Genomic DNA, 18,264 nt, shown 5'->3' on the forward strand with positions numbered 1-18,264 from the left:
ATAGACGAAACTAAACAAATAACAAAAATATAAGATTATGTACTGGACACTTGAATTAGCATCGAAACTGGAAGACGCTCCATGGCCCGCAAGCAAAGAAGAGCTAATTGATTATGCCCAACGTTCGGGCGCCCCTCTTGAGGTTATAGAAAACCTTCAGGAACTGGAAGACGAAGGTGAAATATATGATACTATAGAAGATATTTGGCCTGACTATCCAAGCAAAGAAGACTTTTTCTTTAACGAAGACGAATACTAACTCTAAAAGGTACTAAAACGCTTTAAAAAGAAGCATATAAAAAAGAGATTAGGGTAACAAAAATTACCCTAATCTCTTTTTATACTATTATGAAAGATGGTTTAAGCCTCCTCCGTTTGAGTGGCTTCGTATTCTTTCAGCAGTTTGTCTTGAACATCCGAGGGGACTAATTCGTAGCTGGAGAACTTCATGGTAAACGAAGCCCTTCCCCCTGTAAGCGAACTCAGTGAAATAGAGTAGCTCGACATTTCCTTGAGTGGCACCTTAGCTTTGAGCACATCAATGTCCTTGTCGCTTTCCATACCCATAATCATGGCACGGCGGTTTTGCAGGTCGCTCATCACATCGCCCATTTTGTCGGACGGAACAAATACCGTAACGTCGTATATAGGCTCCAGAATCTTTGGAGCAGCATCTTTAAAAGCGGTGCTGAAAGCATTACGTCCGGCAAGCATGAACGAAATTTCGTTAGAGTCTACAGGGTGCATCTTACCGTCGTAAACAACAACACGAACATCACGGGCATACGACCCCGTGAGTGGTCCTTGCTCCAAACGCGACATGATTCCTTTCAATATAGCCGGCAAGAAACGGGCATCAATAGCTCCCCCCACGATACTATTCACAAAAACAAGCTTTCCGCCCCATTCCAAATCGTAAGTCTGCACATCGCGCGACTGTACTTTAAACTCTTGCCCTCCAAAACGGTATGTTTCGGCCGGAGGCATTCCTTCGTAGTAGGGTTCAACAATAAGGTGAACTTCGCCAAACTGCCCTGCTCCTCCCGATTGTTTCTTGTGGCGATAATCGGCACGGGCTGCTTTGGTAATAGTTTCGCGATAAGGAATTTTAGGTTCGGAGAATGTTATCTGAATCTTATCATTATTTTCGAGTCGCCACTTCAAGGTTTTCAGATGAAACTCACCTTGTCCCGATACGATAAGCTGTTTCAGCTCCTTCGAGTTCTCGACAACCCACGTAGGGTCTTCTCCATGCATACGCATCAGAGCCTCGTTCATCTTTTCCGTGTCTTTTTCGTTCACGGCCTTGATAGCCCGGCGGAACTTAGGATCCGGATATTTAATGAAGTCGAATTTGTTTTCCGCACCTTTACCGTTTAGGGTATTTCCTGTGCGTACATCTTTCAGTTTTACGGTAGCCCCGATATCTCCGGCAGCAAGGTCGTCTACCTTGGTACGTTGTTGTCCGGCAACAGAAAATATTTGCCCAATACGCTCTTTCGATCCCCTGTCTGCATTAACAAGGTCGTCTCCTTCTCGTATTGTTCCACTCATCACTTTGAAGTAAGAAACTTCGCCCACATGAGGCTCAACGGTTGTTTTAAAGAAAAACAGGCTGGTAGGTCCGTTGGCGTCGGGCTTTACTACCTCGCCATTTGTATTTATAGGGGGTTCCATGTCGGCAACATAAGGCACAACATTTCCGAGGAATTCGAGGGTGCGTCTCACACACATGTCGCGTCCTGCCGATACGCAGAACACAGGGTAAATATCATTATGCACCAAACCGAAGCGTATTCCCATGCGCATTTCGTCTTGGGTAAGCGTTCCTTGCTCGAAGTATTTTTCCATCAACGATTCGTCGTTTTCGGCGGCGGCCTCAACCAAACGTTTATGCAATTCTTCGGCTCTGTCTTTTTCGCTGTCGGGGATATCCAATACCTCAGGCACTCCGCCTTCGGGTTTCCAGCGATACATTTTTCCTGTCAATACATCCACCACCGAGTTGAAGCCTTCACCTACGTTTATCGGATATTGTACCAAAACGACCTTCTCGCCAACATTGCTTTTAAGCTGCGAGATAACGTTGTCGAAATCGGCTTTAGGGTGGTCAAGCTGGTTTACGATAAATATAACGGGTTTTTTGAGGTTACGTGTGTAGCGCAATTGGTTCATCGTTGCCACTTCCATCCCGTATTGGGCATTAAGAACCATTAAGGCTGTGTCGGTTACATTAAGCGAGGTAACGATGTTACCGATAAAATCGTCCGATCCGGGACAGTCAATAAAGTTAAGCTTTCGGTCTTTCCATTCAACAGAAAAAATACTGGAAAAAACAGAATAGCCATATTCTTTTTCCACCGGGAAATAGTCGCTCACAGTGTTTCCTGCTTCAACTGTTCCCCGGCGTTGTATGACACCGGCTTCATATAGCATCGATTCGGCGAGAGTGGTTTTGCCGGATCCCGAACTACCAAGAATAGCTATATTCCTGATCTGATTGGTTGGGTACATTTTCATGGCTTAATGGTTTTATAAGATTAATACTTGCGGTTAAAAAAAGATAACCTTGTTGCAGTAAAACCGATGTTTATAGACGATATAAATTTTATCGATTTTCTCAAAATTAAATAATTAGTTTTTGCTTGGATACATATTATTTTATGTTGTAAAGCAATAAACCAAATTCCGCCGATTTTCGGTTTTTAAGATAAAAATTTATTTTGCAGCATTAACGTGTAAATAAACAGTTTGTTATGTAAAGCTTACATAAATACGAATAGATGTTTTTATATATTTATGATTGATATTTATTTGTTGCCAAAATTCACACATCAGGTATTTTTTTGTAACTTTCATTAGGGTGATTTATTTTTGTCTCTTTTTATTGTTTATTATCAATTTTAAGAGAACTTTGTTCATCGCTTGGATGTTCTTCAATTCAGCCCTTATCTTGTAAAATTTAAATACTGTAAGAAATAATATAAAACAAAAAAATTATGAATAACTTTTCATTTGCGAATCCTGTAAAAATTATATTCGGGAAAGAAACAATCAAAGAAATATCGAAAGAAATACCCGCCGCGGCCAAAGTGCTGGTTATATATGGAGGAGGCAGCATTAAACGAAACGGGGTTTACAATCAGGTAACAGATGCTTTGAAAGAACATACGTTTTTCGAATTTTCGGGTATCGAAGCCAATCCACACTACGAAACCTGCATGCAAGCCGTAGCCCTGATTAAGGAAAAGAAATGCGATTTTTTGCTTGCCGTGGGTGGTGGTTCGGTAGTAGACGCAACCAAATTTATTGCTGCGGCAGCATGTTTTGACGGCCCTGACCCTTGGACTATGGTAGCAGGCAAAGGTAAGATAGAAAAAGCTATGCCTTTTGGTGTTGTTCTGACATTATCGGCAACAGGCTCCGAAATGAATTGCGGGGCAGTGATAACAAAAGCCGAAACACAAGATAAACTGGCTTTTCATTCGTCATTGGTTTATCCCAAATTTTCTGTTTTAGACCCCACAACAACCTTTACACTTCCGCCCAAACAAACCAGTAATGGCGTGATTGATACCTTTGTGCATGTAGTGGAGCAATACGTAACTTATCCGGTGAACGCAATGCTTCAGGATATGTTTGCCGAATCTATACTGAAAGTATTGGTAAAGGAAGGCCCCAAAGCCCTCAAACAACCCAAGGATTACGATGTACGTGCCAACCTGATGTGGGCTTCCACTTGGGGACTGAACGAATGGATTGCCCAGGGAGTACCTCAAGATTGGGCTACGCATATGATAGGTCATGAGTTGACAGCCCTTTACGGATTAGACCATGCCCAAACGCTGGCTATTGTCTTGCCGGGCTTATTGAAAGTAAAAAAAGAGCAAAAGGGAGATAAGATACTTCAGATGGGAGAGCAGGTGTTTGGCATAAATGACAACAAACCCCAGGCTGTGCTTATAGAAAATACGATACAGGCCGTTGAAGACTTTTTTGAAGAAATGCAGGTAAAAACATACCTATCCGACTATGGCTTGGGGCAAGAAGCCGTAGATGCCGTTGCCAACCGTATATCGGCAAGAGGCTGGATGCTGGGCGAACATCAGGATATTTCGGGCGAAGTAGTCCGCGAAATATTGAAATTGCGGTTGTAAGCATCGAACATTATACGAAAGGAAGCTCCTCAAAAGAAAAAAAAGCACTATTAAAGTGCTGCTCTTTTTGTCATTCTGAACGTCGGTGAAGAATCTTAACTCTGAAACAGAAGATGTTTCACTGACGTTCAATATGTAAACTGAAACGAAAGAATGCTTTTGAGGCAATCTTTTTTTATTTATAATCTTCGGGAGTGATGATATTGTCGAAAAGTGTTTCACCTTGACTGTTCCGATAGATGTATTCTACGGTTACGCCATGGTCTTTCATAGTCTGCATTTCTTTACTTTGCTTGATAAATGCTGCAGAATTTTTTTTCGATTCGCCGCTGAGCTCCTCCATCTTTTCTCTTTCTACACTCAAGTTTGTTAATGTTACATAATACTTGCATATCTTACCTTTGGCAATATACGCACAACTATCCAAACGGGTGTTGCTGTTCAGCACCATAGGCATTTGCGAATTCATTGCTTCTACCTCATGTTCTATTTCCTTATCCACAGCCTGAGCGTTGCTACAAGCGGAAAAAGATATACCTAAAAATAGGACAATGCCAAAAAATGTAAGTCTCTTTTTCATTTTCTAAATAATCTATTGAATTTAAGCCTTTAAATGCAAATTTAATGGATACTGAAAGATAAACAGTCTAAAAATAAAAAAAATATATAATAATTTAACATTCTGTACTTGTAATATGTTAGTTGTTGCCAATTTTTTCCAAATTATTTTGGCAAAACGATTGAAATTCTGTATTTTTGTGTCCGAAATCAGAAGGGAAAGAGGAGGCGTCGGCTTCCTCTTTCTCATTATTCTAATGTTTTTTATGATAGACAAACAACAAATAATTGATATAACTACCCAGCATTTGCAAAATACGGCAATGTTTTTGGTCGATGTACAGGTACGCCCCGGCAACATCATTGTTGTTGAGATTGACAGCGAAGACGGCATCAGCATAGAAGACTGCGTACTGCTGAACAAAAATATAGAATCGCACTTCGACCGCGAGGTGGAAGATTTTGAACTTGAAGTAGGCTCTGCCGGAATAACGTCTCCTTTCAAGATAGTGCGCCAGTATCAGAAAAATATAGGCAACGAAGTGGAGGTACTCACCAAAGACGGACGTAAACTATCAGGGGTGCTTAAAGACTGCAACGAGCAGCAATTTGTTGTTACAATAACAAGAATGGAAAAACCCGAAGGTGCTAAACGCAAAGTAGCTGTAGAAGAAGACCTGACCTTTGGGTACGATGAGGTAAAATATACAAAATATCAAATAAGATTTAAATAAATCATTATGGCTAAGAAAGAAGTTATAAGCATGATCGATACTTTTTCGGAATTTAAGGAACTGAAAAACATAGATCGATCGACCATGATCAGTGTTTTGGAAGATTCTTTCCGCAATGTTATTGCTAAGATGTTCGGCACAGACGAAAATTACGACGTTATTATCAACCCCGACAAGGGCGACTTGGAAATATGGCGTAACCGTACTGTTGTAGAAGACGATCAGCTGGAAGATCCAAATATCGAAATATCTCTTTCGGATGCAAAAAAAATAGATTCCGATTTTGAAGTTGGCGAAGATGTTACCGACGAAGTGTTTTTCGAGGACTTCGGCCGCCGCGCTATATTGAATCTGCGCCAAACGCTTTCTTCAAAAATATTGGAACTGCAAAAAGACAGTTTGTACAACAAATATAGCGAAAAGGTAGGCGAAATCGTTTCGGGCGAGGTTTACCAAATCTGGAAAAAAGAAATCCTTCTGTTAGACGACGAGAAAGAAGAGTTGCTTTTGCCTAAAACAGAACAGATTCCGAGCGACTTTTTCCGTAAAGGCGAGCATGTGAGAGCTGTTGTTGCCCGTGTTGAAAACAAGAACAACAATCCTAAGATTATTCTTTCAAGAACATCGCCCGTTTTCTTGGAACGTTTGTTCGAACTTGAAGTACCTGAAATAAACGACGGGCTGATTACCATAAAAAGCATTGCCCGTATCCCAGGCGAAAGAGCAAAAGTTGCAGTAGAATCGTACGACGACCGTATCGACCCCGTAGGTGCTTGCGTGGGGATGAAAGGCTCGCGTATACACGGCATCGTACGTGAGTTGCGCAACGAAAATATCGACATCATCAACTATACCTCTAACATGAACCTGTACATACAGCGTGCATTGAGTCCGGCCAAGATCAACAATATAAAGTTGGACGAAGAGGCAAAGCGTGCGGAAGTATTTCTCCGTCCCGAAGAAGTATCGCTTGCCATCGGTAAAGGCGGGTTGAATATAAAACTGGCCAGCATGCTTACAGGCTATGTGATAGACGTGTATAGGGATATAGACGACTTTGACGAGGAAGATATCTATTTGGATGAATTCCGTGACGAAATAGACGGTTGGGTTATCGACCAGCTGAAAAGTATTGGCTGCGTTACCGCCAAAAACGTATTGGCTACCGACCGCGATAAATTAATAAACGAAGCAGACCTCGAAGAAAGCACTGTTGACGAAATACTTGCCATATTCCGTGCAGAGTTTGAGGATGAAGAGTAACATGTTTGCTTATTTTGTGTTTTCTTAATACTTTTGTAAGAGTTAGGCGCAAATTTTTAAAAGCAAATAGTTTCTGTCATCGTTACCGAGAGGATACTGTTCATTTTTTCATGATTTAAAATTTATATATGTCTATAAGATTAATAAAAATATCCAAAGATTTGAATGTAGGAATCAGCAGCCTTGTTGAATTCCTGCAGAACAAAGGATTCGACGTTGAGTCAAACCCAAACACTAAGATTAACGATGAACAGTACGATTTGCTTATTGCCGAATTTGGAAAAGACAAAAAGCTGAAACAAGACTCTGATCGCAATAAAGAGCTGAAAAAAGACAAAAAGTCCGAAACAGTTGTTGCCTTAGAGGGCTATGAGGATAAAGAACCGGAGGCTCCTGTGGTTGAAGAAATTAAAACGGAGATACCTGATGACATCAAACCTCATGTGCAAATAGTGGACAAGATAGACCTCGACAGCCTGAACAAGCCTAAAAAAGCAGCCGCACCTGTGGAAGAAAAGGTAGAAGCCGAGGTAGAAAAACCCGTTGCCGAAACTCCCGCTCCGCAGGACAATGAACCACCTATGGAAGAAGCCGCTCCGGTAAAAGAAGAAACAACGGAAACGGTCGAAGATACTCAGCCAAGCACCGTGGAGGTTCCTACCGAAGCTGTTGCTGAGGCCGATGGGAATGAAAACGAAGTTTTCAGACTGAACAATCCTTCCATAAAATCGAACATTGTTGTTAAAGGTTCTATCGACCTAAGCGCAATCAACGATAAAACTCGTCCGGCAAAAAAGACAAAAGCCGAGAAGAAGAAAGAACGCCTCGAAAAAGAGCTTTCAGACCCCAAAAAGGTAAAAGAAAATACCGTTAAGCTTCTGAAAAAGGAAACAGGCGAAGAGGCAAAGAAGAAAACTTCGGCCGAAGACGATGATGACGTTAAAAAGAAAAAACGTAACCGTATAAAGAAAGGTAAAGTCGATATCGAAAAAGGTGTTTCGGGTGGAGCAGCAGGTCAGGGACAGCGCGACAAACAACGTCCCGGTGGACACCAGCGTAAACCGCTCATAACAAAAGCCGCCGTTACCGAAGAAGACGTACAAAAACAGATAAAGGAAACCTTAGCGCGACTTACCAGCAAAGGTAACAAGGGCAAAGGAGCAAAATATCGGAAGGATAAACGTGATGCTATTTCGCAACGTTACCAAGAGGAGCTTGAGCAACAAGAACAAGAAAGCAAGATATTGAAAATTACGGAGTTCGTAACAGCCAACGATCTTGCGAACATGATGAATGTACCTGTTGTTCAGGTTATATCCACCTGTATGAGTATAGGCATGATGGTGTCTATAAACCAACGTCTGGATGCCGAAACAATCAACATTGTTGCCGAAGAATTCGGATTCGAAACTCAATATGTGAGCGCGGAGGTTGTTGAGGCCATTGCCGAAGAAGAAGACTTGGAGGAAGATTTGGAAGCACGCGCGCCTATCGTTACAGTGATGGGGCACGTTGACCACGGTAAAACTTCCTTGCTCGACAATATACGCCAAACAAACGTTATCGCAGGCGAGGCCGGGGGTATCACCCAGCATATCGGAGCCTATAACGTGAAACTGAAATCGGGCCGTCGCATCACCTTCCTCGATACACCGGGTCACGAGGCTTTTACAGCCATGCGTGCTCGTGGAGCAAAGGTGACAGACATCGCCATCATTATTGTTGCTGCCGACGATAACGTCATGCCGCAAACAACCGAAGCCATAAACCATGCTTCAGCGGCAGGTGTGCCTATCGTTTTTGCAATCAATAAAATAGATAAACCGGGAGCGAATCCCGAAAAGATAAAAGAAACGCTTGCCAGCATGAACTATCTTGTTGAAGAATGGGGTGGAAAATACCAATCGCAAGACATTTCTGCAAAACAAGGTCTCGGTGTAGACGAGTTGCTCGAAAAAGTATTGCTCGAAGCCGATTTGCTGGAGCTGAAAGCCAATCCTAATAAACGGGCAACAGGCTCTATTATAGAATCGTCGCTCGACAAAGGACGCGGATATATTTCGACCATACTCGTACAGAACGGAACGCTCAAACAGGGCGATATAGTTTTGGCGGGAACATACTTTGGCCGTGTAAAAGCCATGTTCAACGAGCGTAACCAACGTATAGACGAAGCAGCTCCGGCAGCTCCGGCACTGATACTTGGTCTGAATGGCGCACCGCAAGCCGGAGATATGTTTCACGTACTGGAAACAGAACAAGAGGCACGCGAGATAGCCAACAAGCGCGAGCAGTTGCAACGCGAACAAGGTTTGCGTACACAGAAAATACTTACGCTCGACGATATAGGCCGCCGTATTGCTATCGGTAACTTCCAACAGTTGAACGTTATTGTTAAGGGAGACGTGGACGGTTCTGTCGAAGCCCTATCCGACTCTTTGATACGCCTATCGACCGAAGAGATACAAGTAAATGTTATCCACAAAGCTGTGGGGCAGATTTCGGAATCGGACATCACGCTGGCTGCAGCCTCGGATGCTATCGTTATCGGTTTCCAAGTACGGCCTTCAGCCGCAGCACGCCGCTCGGCAGAGAACGAAGGTGTTGAGATTCGTCTTTACTCAATCATTTACGATGCCATCGAAGAGGTTAAATCGGCAATGGAAGGAATGTTGTCGCCCGAAATCAAAGAAGAAATTACGGCTAATGTTGAAGTCCGCGAAGTATTTAAGATTACCAAAGTGGGAACAGTGGCCGGATGTATGGTTAAAGAAGGTAAGATTAAGCGGTCGAACAAGATTCGCCTCATACGCGACGGTATTGTTGTTTACTCGGGCGAGCTTGGTTCTCTGAAACGTTTCAAAGACGATGTGAAAGAAGTTGCATCGGGATACGAATGCGGGCTTAATATACACAACTACAACGACATAAAAGTTGGCGATATTGTAGAAGCATTTGAAGAAATAGAAGTTAAGAAAACATTATAAAGAACAATATTTTTTTGACAAAAGCATGTTACTATATTTGTCAATAGTGATATGCTTTTGTTGTATTCAGTTATAGATATTATATACTTTCGTTTATGGCAAAAAGAATATTTTTATTGGCGGTTACTTTTAGTTTAGCATCTGTCTTTATGGGGCTACTCCATGCGCAAACAGAAAGTCACAGTAAAGCTGCTACCCCTGCGCTTACAGCTATGTATGGTGAAGTTGCCTATGTAAACTCTATTGAACTATTGGAGGCTATTCCGGAAAAAGTAGCAGCCACAAAAGCAATAGCAGAGCTTAACCAAAAATACAAAGATGAATTAGGGGTGATGCAAAGCGATTACAACAAAAAATATTCCGACTTTATGACTTATCAGGAGTCGATGTCCGAAAGCATCAAACTACGTCGTATGCAAGAGCTTTTTGAACTTGAAAAAAATATCAACGCCTTTATGGTGGTTGCCCAAGAAGATATAGAGAGCCAAGAACAGCAACAGATAGAACCGCTTCGGCAAAAAGTGAAAGAAGCTATCGAAGCAGTAGGAATAGAAAACAATTTTGTTTGTATCTACGACCTTGCCAACCCTGCAATCGCTTTTGTTACACCCAAAGCTGTAAATGCCACAGCCTTGGTTAAAGCAAAGTTGGGTGTTAGAAGATAACTAAAAAAACAGATAGCGATGCCATTGCAAAAAGCCGGCCCGATAGGAGTGTTCGATTCCGGATACGGTGGACTCACCATCTTATCTGAAATAAAAAAACGCTTACCGGGATACGATTACATTTATCTGGGCGATAATTCGCGTGCGCCTTACGGTTCACGATCGTTCGATGTAGTGTACGAGTTCACCCGTCAGGCTGTTGAGACTCTCTTCGACGAAGGGTGCAACCTCGTTATACTTGCTTGCAATACAGCTTCGGCAAAGGCCTTGCGTACTATCCAACAAAACGATTTACCGAAGATGAATCCCGACAAAAGGGTGCTGGGCATAATCCGCCCCACGGCCGAGGTTATAGGCTCTTTGTCGCAAAGCCGCCATGTTGGGGTTTTAGGTACTTTAGGCACTATACAATCGGGGTCGTATCGGATAGAGATCGAAAAACTGCACCCCGATATGGTTGTTACAGGCGAAGCTTGCCCTATGTGGGTTCCTTTGGTCGAAAATAACGAATACCGGAACGAAGGAGCCGATTATTTTGTGAAGAAAAATCTGGATAATCTTTTCAATAAAGACGCTCTTATCGATTCCATAATTCTGGGCTGTACACACTATCCCCTTCTTTTGGACAAAATAAGAACTTACATTCCGCAGGGAGTTAATATCATATCGCAGGGAGAGTATGTGGCCGCAAGCCTCGAAAACTATCTGATAAGGCATCCCGAAATAGAACAGTTCTGCACAAAAAACGGCCAAACCCAATACTTCACCACCGAAGCCCCCGAAAGGTTTACGGGCAATGCTTCTATCTTCCTCGACGAAAATATCGAAGCCAAAAGAATAAATCTGGGTTAGAAATGATCTTAAAAGATAAAATATTATTCATTCTCTGTATTACTTATTGGATATTGATAGGGGTTGGAGTTTTTACTGTTACCGGATTTGGTTTATTCCCCATTTTTATGGGGCTGACAGTGTTGATTTCGTTGATATTTATTGTTTTTTTCACGAATAGAAACCTCAATATAATGGGGCTATGTGGATTGTATTTTTCTTCGATACTATAGTTAAATCATAATAAAGCGTCATATATTTGCACAAATAAAAAGTTCTTGAATTGAGTATCCAAACTTCCGTCTGATACTTTTGGCTTGTGCCCATTTTCCTGTTTTCGACAATGTCTTTAATTATTTTTTCAATCTTCTGATTTTCAGTTAATTATTTTTTTTTGAATTTGCTTGTTTGGGTGTCCCGCCTTAAATTTGCACATGTTTATTCGTCAAAAGCGTAACAAATCCGGCAGTATCAGCATCCAGATCATCAGTAAATCCGAAGGTCGTTATAAGGTTGTTCAGAGTATCGGTTCAGGAAAGAGCGAGCAGGAGCTTTCCGTTTTGATGCTCAAGGCTCGTTCTGCCTTAAAACAGTTAGAGGGAAATTTGGAATTGTTTACCGACGAGGAAGAGTCCAACTATGAACATATTCTTTCTTCCATTAGCAACAATCAAATACAAGTGATAGGTCCAGAGCTAATTTACGGCCGGCTATTTGATAAAATTGGTTATAACCGAATAGAAGCCAAGTTGTTCCGTCATCTGGTCATTACCCGTTTGTATAATCCCGGTAGCAAGCTGAAAACGATTGATTATCTTAGCAACTATCTGGGCGAGAATCACTAGATACAAGAAATATACCGTTTTCTGGATAAGCTAAGCGATCGGTTCAAACAAGAAGTTGAAGATATTACTTTTACCTACACCAAAGGCATTCTGGGTGGCAAGGTCGGTGTAGTATTCTACGATATGACTACTCTTTATTTTGAATCAAGCGATGAAGATGATCTTCGCAAGACAGGTTTTTCTAAATATGGAAAGCACCAGTGCCCTCAGATATTTCTGGGGTTGTTGGTTGGTTACGGAGGTAATCCCATAGGCTACGACTTATTTGAGGGTAATATCTTTGAGGGGCATACGCTCATTCCTGTATTAGAGAAATTTCAGCATCGCTTCGAATTGAATAAACCCATTGTCATTGCAGACTCCGGCCTTCTTTCTAAAAAGAACATAGACCTCTTATCGGAGAACAACTACGAATATATTTTGGGAGGTAGACCTAAAAACGAATCGAAAGAAATTCAAGCCCAAATACTAAAGTTGTCGCTTCAAAACGGACAAAGCGCTGTTATTCAAAGAACAGAATCTCAGCGTATAATTGTTTCTCTTTCTCAAAAGAGGGCATACAAAGATTTACAGAATCGTTTGCGAGGGCTCCGAAAATTGGAGAAGAAGATAGTAAGTGGAAAACTGACCAAGTCCAATATCAACAATCGTGGATACAATAAATACTTGCGAATGGAAGGTGAGGTCAAGATAGAACTCGATTATGATAAATTCAATGAAGACGCTAGGTGGGATGGTATAAAAACCTTTGTGACCAATAGTAAGCTCAAACCAGATGAGATTATAAACAATTATCGGCAACTGTGGTTTATTGAAAGGGCTTTCCGCATGAACAAGACGGATTTAAGAATACGTCCCATATATCATAGACTCAGGCACAGGATTGAAGCACATATTTGCATATCCTTTACAGCATATACTATCATGTTGGAATTGGAGCGTATATTGAAAGCTAATAAATCCACAATAACACTCAGCAAAGCTGCAGAGCTGACTAAAAGGATATATCAAATAAATGTAATGTTGCCCTCTTCTGGAAAGACTAGGCAGTACCCACTAACAATGGACGAACAGCAGAGAGAATTATACTTAATGGTACTCAAAAAAACGTAGGGTGTCCCAGAGGCGAAAACAGGGAGGGAAGTGTTAAAACTCTCTCTGTCTTTTCTTTTTTCTCCTCTTAACTCATTGGTTTGCTGATAGATTAGGATCAACGTAAAAACTTGAGGGATTTTGAATTTAGGCATAAATTTTAGATAATCTAAAAAGGAAGAATGCTTTATCCCTTACTCCTCTGAATTGAGATCTGAAAGCCTTTATTTTAGCATTGAAAGATTTACTGGCGCATTTGTAGAACGGCTGTCAAAAAAGTTAATGATATTCAGATAGTGAGTTTGTATGGTTCTGGCAATCGTACCAAAGTATATTCGAACGCAAAACTGAAAAAGGGTTTTTCTTCGGTGCTTGAGCATAAATTGATATTTGTGTACAGATAAGAAAAATAATAAATAGTCCTGTTTTCTTCATGCTTACTTTGTTGTTTTGTGTGCAGGCTTACTGTCTTTGTCCGAGAAGTCGACTGGTTTAACCTGTTTCATCAACCGTTGTATCTTGGCTTGCCGTTTCAGTATATAAGCCGAAGGTTTTGCCGAATTGAAGCGTATAGGATTGGGCAGGGTTGCTGCAATGAGAGCACATTGGCCGGATGAAAGGTCTTTTGCCGGTTTATGGAAACGACTCCTCACCACGGCTTCTGCCCCGTAAATGTTTTCTCCCATTTCTATCGAGTTCAGATAAACTTCCATAATGCGTTGTTTACCCCATATAAGTTCTATCAAGACTGTATAGTAAGCCTCCAATCCTTTGCGGACAAAAGACTTGCCCTGCCATAAGAATACATTTTTTGCCGTTTGTTGCGAAATGGTACTCGCTCCGCGTTGACGCTTCCCTTTTTCGGCCTCTTCCATCGCTATTTGTATCTGTTTGAAGTCGAAGCCCGAATGATCGAGAAACAAATTGTCTTCCGAAGCCACTACCGCAAGCGGAAGCTTAGGAGATATTTCGCTGAGAGGAACCCATTTATGCTGGCAAACTACTTTCTTGCCATCAAACAACTGTTTCAGGTTATTGCTCACCATCAGAGGGGTGTAGTAAACAGGAATAAACTTTGCAAGCACAACCTGCAATATACTGAAAATGAACAGCCCTATCACTATATTCCTAATCCATTTCAGAATCTTCATCGCTTATCCTCTCTTTTTGTCTGATATTCTTTTTTCAGTTCTCCTATTGTTTTCCGCAATACAGGGTGTTGTACATCGCGCGCAATATCGGCCAAAGGGAGAATAACAAACCCTCGCTCGTGCAGATGGGGGTGAGGCAATGTCAGTCGGGGCAGGCTGATTGTTTGGTCGCCATAAAGTAGGATGTCTATGTCTATTATCCGGTCGGAGTGTATTCCGTTTTTCGACTTTTCGGTTCGTCCAATCTGTCGCTCAATCTGTTGTGTAACCTCAAGCAGTTCCATGGGTGAAAGCTTGGTACGAACAAGGCATGCCGCGTTTACGAAATTGTTGGCCGATACAAATCCTTCGGGTTCAGTTTCGTAGAGGGCAGACAAGGCAAGCACTTCTCCGACACTCTCGCCCAGTAATCTCACCGCAGTCTCGATATTATCGGGTTTGTTACCAAGATTTGTTCCCAAACCTAAATACACATCGTGTATATTATTCATTATTAGTGTTTTATTTTCGAATTGTATGCTCCTACATATTTCTGTACAAAGATAGAAAAAACGGTAACGGACTGCTATTCTAAGGTTTATTATTTCCCAAGAAAAAGCGAGACAATCATTAATAGATGTTAATAATTATGCCCGCATTAATCTTTTTGCAATGAATAGCGTCTATTCTAATGACAGATGTATTGAAATATATTATAAACAAAGATAAAACCACACATTATGAAACGAATTATTTTAACCATAGCCCTATCCCTCGGACTGGTGTCTTATGCGGGCATAACCGAGGCGCAAAACGTAAGTATAAGTATCAATATAGGCAGTCAGCCGGCATGGGGGCCTGTGGGGTACGACTATGTAGATTACTATTACCTGCCCGATATAGACGTATATTATGGTGTGAATACGGGCTTATTCTATTATTGGCATGGACGCCGTTGGGTATCGGCCAGATATCTGCCTTATTCGTACCACCATTACGATTTGTTCAGGATGTATAAGGTAGTATTGAACACGCGCGACCCATGGATACATAACCATCGTCACAGACACGATTACCGTCGATACAAGGGCAACAGGTCGCAGGTGATAATCCGCAACAGCAGAGACAACCGTTACCATAACAGCCGCAACAACAATGTGCCATGGGTCAGAGAATCGGACAGGCGCAATAATAATCGCGTAGGAAATGGACGGAACACATATTCCATCCACGACAGACAGCAGTCTGGCAATCGCAAGGAAGGATTGCAGGCTCGTCCAAACGCAGGGACTTCCACTCGCGACAAAAATATCAGCAACAATCGCACACAGAGCGGAATAAAGAATAATAATAGCCGGACAACGAACAATTCCAGATCGGCAAATAATAAGCAATCGCCAAGTAAAGGAAATAATAAACGGGGAAATAGCACACGATGAGTGTTGCATGATGTGTGGATTATTTTGATTGAGAGAGGTGGAGATGTGCACGATAAAAGCACATCTCCATTTTTTTTGTAAGTGTACTTTTCGGTGTAGTTAACAAAAAAACTGTATATTTGGTTTGAAAATAAAATGAAGTGTTATGCATAAATCGGATATTATTGCCGCTATATCCACTCCTGCGGGTGTGGGCGGAATTGCCATTGTTCGCTTATCAGGCAAGGGATGTATTGAGTTGGCCGACTCTATTTTCCGTTCTCCTAAGAATAAACGCAGGTTGGTTGAGGCCAAAGCCGGTACAATCCATTTTGGGACAATCGAAAAAGACGGGGCTTCGCTCGATGAAGTGTTGGTTTCGGTTTTCCGGTCGCCAAATTCGTTTACAGGGGAAGATAGCGTAGAAGTTTCGTGCCATGGTTCAACATACATACAGCAGAGTATATTGCAATTGTTTCTGGATCGTGGAGCCCGATTGGCTACCGCGGGAGAATTTACTCAACGCGCTTTCCTGAACGGGAGAATGGACTTGTCGCAAGCCGAATCGGTGGCCGACCTCATTGCATCCACTTCTGCGGCTACACACCGATTGGCAATGAATCAGATGCGTGGGGGCTTCAGCGACAAATTGGTGGAACTGCGCACCGATCTATTAAACTTCACATCACTGATAGAACTTGAACTCGATTTTTCGGAAGAAGATGTAGAATTTGCAAACCGCAATAAATTGAAAGAATCGGCTCAGAATATATCGCAATTGATAAAAAAACTTGCCGATTCGTTCTCTCTGGGTAATACCATAAAGACGGGTATCCCTGTTGCCATTGTTGGCGAAACGAATGCAGGAAAATCCACTTTGCTTAATCTGTTGCTCCGTGAAGAAAAAGCCATCGTTTCGGAAATACACGGTACAACCCGTGATGTGATTGAAGATACGATAAACATACAAGGACTCACCTTCCGGTTAATAGACACCGCCGGTATCCGCGATACGGACGACGCTATCGAAACAATGGGTATCGACCGTACTTTCCAAAAGCTTGAACAGGCAAATATTGTGCTTTGGGTTGCCGATGCCGAAACGGAAGATAGCCATACTGTTTCTCTTTCCAGAAAGATATTGCCTTTGGCCGAGGGGAAAAAACTTATCCTTGCTTTTAATAAGGTAGACGCGATTTCTGCCGACCGCAAAGATAAAAAAGAACAACTGCTGAAGGATGAAATTCCTGACCGGATCTTTATTTCCGCAAAATACCATCAGGGAACAGATCAATTGCAGGATATGCTGGTTGCAGCAGCCAATATCCCAGAGTTTGGCGAACAAGACATTGTGGTTACAAACCTCCGTCACTACGAAGCTTTGCAAAATGCCTATACGGCCATCCAACGGGTTACGGAAGGTTTGGAAAACAACATTTCTGGAGATTTTCTATCGCAAGATATACGCGAATGTATGCACTATCTGGGTGAAATAACAGGCCATATATCCACAGACGAAATTCTTGGTAATATATTTAGCAAGTTTTGTATCGGCAAATGAAGACTATTTTTAAAGATGAAAATATCAGATAAAAAAGAACCAATAAAAAGATAATAATAGTAAGTGTTCATAATTATTTCACATATACTAAATCCGTCGTATCTTCGTAGCATACCAAATGTATATGCTAATGAAGATCAATATATTGACATTGACCGAATTCGAACGGAACTCCCTAAGACAAGGTTTCCGTTTGGGCGAGAGCCATTGTTTTCGCATGCGTTGTCGCGCCGTATTGCTCAAATCGGAAGGTTTAAGTTCCGTACAAGTTGGCGAACAGACCGGAATGACCGCTCCAAGCGTCAACGGTTGGGTAAAACGATCGAGTCCGAGGGTATCAAAGGTTTGCATACCCGTCCTGGGCAAGGTCGCAAGCCACGCTATACAGTGTGTAGCATGAACATTGCGCATCGGTCTCATTCTTCATGAAAAGTGTGAAAAGTGCCAGTTTTCTACTTCGAGGTTATGTGAACGCTAATGTATTTTTTTATATTGCGACGCTTCGCATTGCTATATTATTGGGCAAATATACGAATAATTTTAGACTTGGATTGATGAATGCCCCTTGAAAGTGCGAAAAACAAAACAAAATGCACTATTGGAGTGCAAAAATGATTATCTTTGTGAAAAACAAATAAATATGGATAAGTTATTTGAATATTCCAATAGGCTGATAAAAGAAACTGACACCAAGTTTTTTCGATATATGTACGATGAAATAAATTGGAAAAACAGGATGATCGGACTTATTGGTCCGAGAGGTGTTGGAAAAACTACATTGGTGCTTCAATATATCAAGCAAAATCTCAATCCTTCTGAAACGCTTTATGTAACGGCTGAAGATTTTTATTTTGTTGATAACAGATTTACCGATTTAGCAGATACTTTTGTTAAGTATGGTGGGAAGTACCTCTTCATAGACGAAATTCATTATCCTAACTTAAATAAAATCCAAACCTTTCCATATAACTCTTTGATAAACAGCTATAGCCTTTCTTGTCAATTCTGATTTTATTTCTTACT

The 18,264-nt window shown here is 41.6% G+C and carries 17 protein-coding genes and 1 pseudogene; 13 read left to right on the forward strand and 5 right to left on the reverse strand.

Annotated features, from left to right (window positions below; genetic code table 11):
• Positions 1-37: 37 nt before the first annotated feature.
• Positions 38-259: a DUF2795 domain-containing protein gene (locus tag M2132_RS00870; RefSeq protein WP_280670341.1), complete on the forward strand. Its 222-nt coding sequence runs from the start codon at positions 38-40 to the stop codon at positions 257-259.
• A 101-nt stretch (positions 260-360) separates the two neighbouring features.
• Here M2132_RS00870 and M2132_RS00875 read toward each other — a convergent pair whose 3' ends face one another.
• A complete protein-coding gene (locus tag M2132_RS00875) occupies positions 361-2,520 on the reverse strand; it encodes a translation factor GTPase family protein (RefSeq protein WP_280670343.1) in 2,160 nt (719 codons plus the stop codon).
• Positions 2,521-2,999: 479 nt separating this feature from the next.
• On the opposite strand from M2132_RS00875, the gene M2132_RS00880 reads away from it, so the two are divergent.
• Positions 3,000-4,157 carry an iron-containing alcohol dehydrogenase gene (locus M2132_RS00880; RefSeq protein WP_280670345.1) on the forward strand — a complete coding sequence of 386 codons (1,158 nt, stop codon included), beginning with the start codon at positions 3,000-3,002 and terminating at the stop codon, positions 4,155-4,157.
• Positions 4,158-4,332: 175 nt separating this feature from the next.
• Here M2132_RS00880 and M2132_RS00885 read toward each other — a convergent pair whose 3' ends face one another.
• Positions 4,333-4,737, reverse strand: a complete 405-nt coding sequence (locus M2132_RS00885; RefSeq protein ID WP_280670347.1) for a hypothetical protein — start codon at positions 4,735-4,737, stop codon at positions 4,333-4,335.
• A 244-nt stretch (positions 4,738-4,981) separates the two neighbouring features.
• Between M2132_RS00885 and rimP the strand changes: the two genes are divergently transcribed.
• The 7 genes from rimP (at position 4,982) to M2132_RS00920 (ending at position 13,153) form a co-directional block, all read left to right on the forward strand.
• Entirely contained in the window at positions 4,982-5,449 is a 468-nt protein-coding gene (gene rimP, locus M2132_RS00890; RefSeq protein ID WP_280670349.1) for a ribosome assembly cofactor RimP, read from the forward strand.
• A gap of 6 nt (positions 5,450-5,455) precedes the next feature.
• Positions 5,456-6,712 carry a transcription termination factor NusA gene (gene nusA / locus M2132_RS00895; protein ID WP_280670351.1) on the forward strand — a complete coding sequence of 419 codons (1,257 nt, stop codon included), beginning with the start codon at positions 5,456-5,458 and terminating at the stop codon, positions 6,710-6,712.
• Between the two features lie 128 nt (positions 6,713-6,840).
• Positions 6,841-9,699: a translation initiation factor IF-2 gene (gene infB, locus M2132_RS00900; RefSeq protein ID WP_280670353.1), complete on the forward strand. Its 2,859-nt coding sequence runs from the start codon at positions 6,841-6,843 to the stop codon at positions 9,697-9,699.
• 95 nt (positions 9,700-9,794) lie between these two features.
• Entirely contained in the window at positions 9,795-10,364 is a 570-nt protein-coding gene (locus M2132_RS00905) for an OmpH family outer membrane protein (protein ID WP_280670355.1), read from the forward strand.
• A gap of 18 nt (positions 10,365-10,382) precedes the next feature.
• Entirely contained in the window at positions 10,383-11,216 is an 834-nt protein-coding gene (gene murI, locus M2132_RS00910; protein WP_280670357.1) for a glutamate racemase, read from the forward strand.
• A gap of 413 nt (positions 11,217-11,629) precedes the next feature.
• Positions 11,630-12,040, forward strand: a complete 411-nt coding sequence (locus M2132_RS00915; RefSeq protein WP_280670359.1) for a hypothetical protein — start codon at positions 11,630-11,632, stop codon at positions 12,038-12,040.
• Between the two features lie 9 nt (positions 12,041-12,049).
• A complete protein-coding gene (locus M2132_RS00920; protein WP_280670386.1) occupies positions 12,050-13,153 on the forward strand; it encodes an IS1634 family transposase in 1,104 nt (367 codons plus the stop codon).
• Positions 13,154-13,279: 126 nt separating this feature from the next.
• Here the strand turns inward: M2132_RS00920 and M2132_RS00925 are convergent.
• The 3 genes and pseudogenes from M2132_RS00925 to folK form a co-directional block, all read right to left on the reverse strand.
• Positions 13,280-13,461 (reverse strand): annotated as a pseudogene (locus M2132_RS00925) (transposase); the annotation flags it as partial.
• A gap of 108 nt (positions 13,462-13,569) precedes the next feature.
• Positions 13,570-14,283: a monofunctional biosynthetic peptidoglycan transglycosylase gene (mtgA, locus tag M2132_RS00930; protein WP_280670361.1), complete on the reverse strand. Its 714-nt coding sequence runs from the start codon at positions 14,281-14,283 to the stop codon at positions 13,570-13,572.
• Positions 14,280-14,774: a 2-amino-4-hydroxy-6-hydroxymethyldihydropteridine diphosphokinase gene (gene folK / locus M2132_RS00935; protein WP_280670363.1), complete on the reverse strand. Its 495-nt coding sequence runs from the start codon at positions 14,772-14,774 to the stop codon at positions 14,280-14,282. The genes mtgA and folK overlap by 4 nt, the downstream gene beginning before the upstream one ends.
• A gap of 228 nt (positions 14,775-15,002) precedes the next feature.
• On the opposite strand from folK, the gene M2132_RS00940 reads away from it, so the two are divergent.
• From M2132_RS00940 to M2132_RS00955, 4 genes are all read left to right on the forward strand, one after another.
• Positions 15,003-15,701, forward strand: coding sequence for a hypothetical protein (locus tag M2132_RS00940; protein WP_280670365.1), 699 nt, complete (start codon positions 15,003-15,005; stop codon positions 15,699-15,701).
• 145 nt (positions 15,702-15,846) lie between these two features.
• Positions 15,847-17,241 carry a tRNA uridine-5-carboxymethylaminomethyl(34) synthesis GTPase MnmE gene (gene mnmE, locus M2132_RS00945; RefSeq protein ID WP_280670367.1) on the forward strand — a complete coding sequence of 465 codons (1,395 nt, stop codon included), beginning with the start codon at positions 15,847-15,849 and terminating at the stop codon, positions 17,239-17,241.
• Between the two features lie 124 nt (positions 17,242-17,365).
• Positions 17,366-17,641, forward strand: a complete 276-nt coding sequence (locus M2132_RS00950) for a hypothetical protein (protein WP_280670369.1) — start codon at positions 17,366-17,368, stop codon at positions 17,639-17,641.
• Positions 17,642-17,881: 240 nt separating this feature from the next.
• Complete coding sequence (locus M2132_RS00955) at positions 17,882-18,250, forward strand: AAA family ATPase (RefSeq protein WP_280670370.1); 369 nt, start codon at positions 17,882-17,884, stop codon at positions 18,248-18,250.
• The last annotated feature ends 14 nt before the right edge of the window (positions 18,251-18,264 follow it).

It is taken from the genome of Dysgonomonas sp. PH5-45, assembly GCF_029893235.1.
Classification (GTDB): domain Bacteria; phylum Bacteroidota; class Bacteroidia; order Bacteroidales; family Dysgonomonadaceae; genus UBA1309.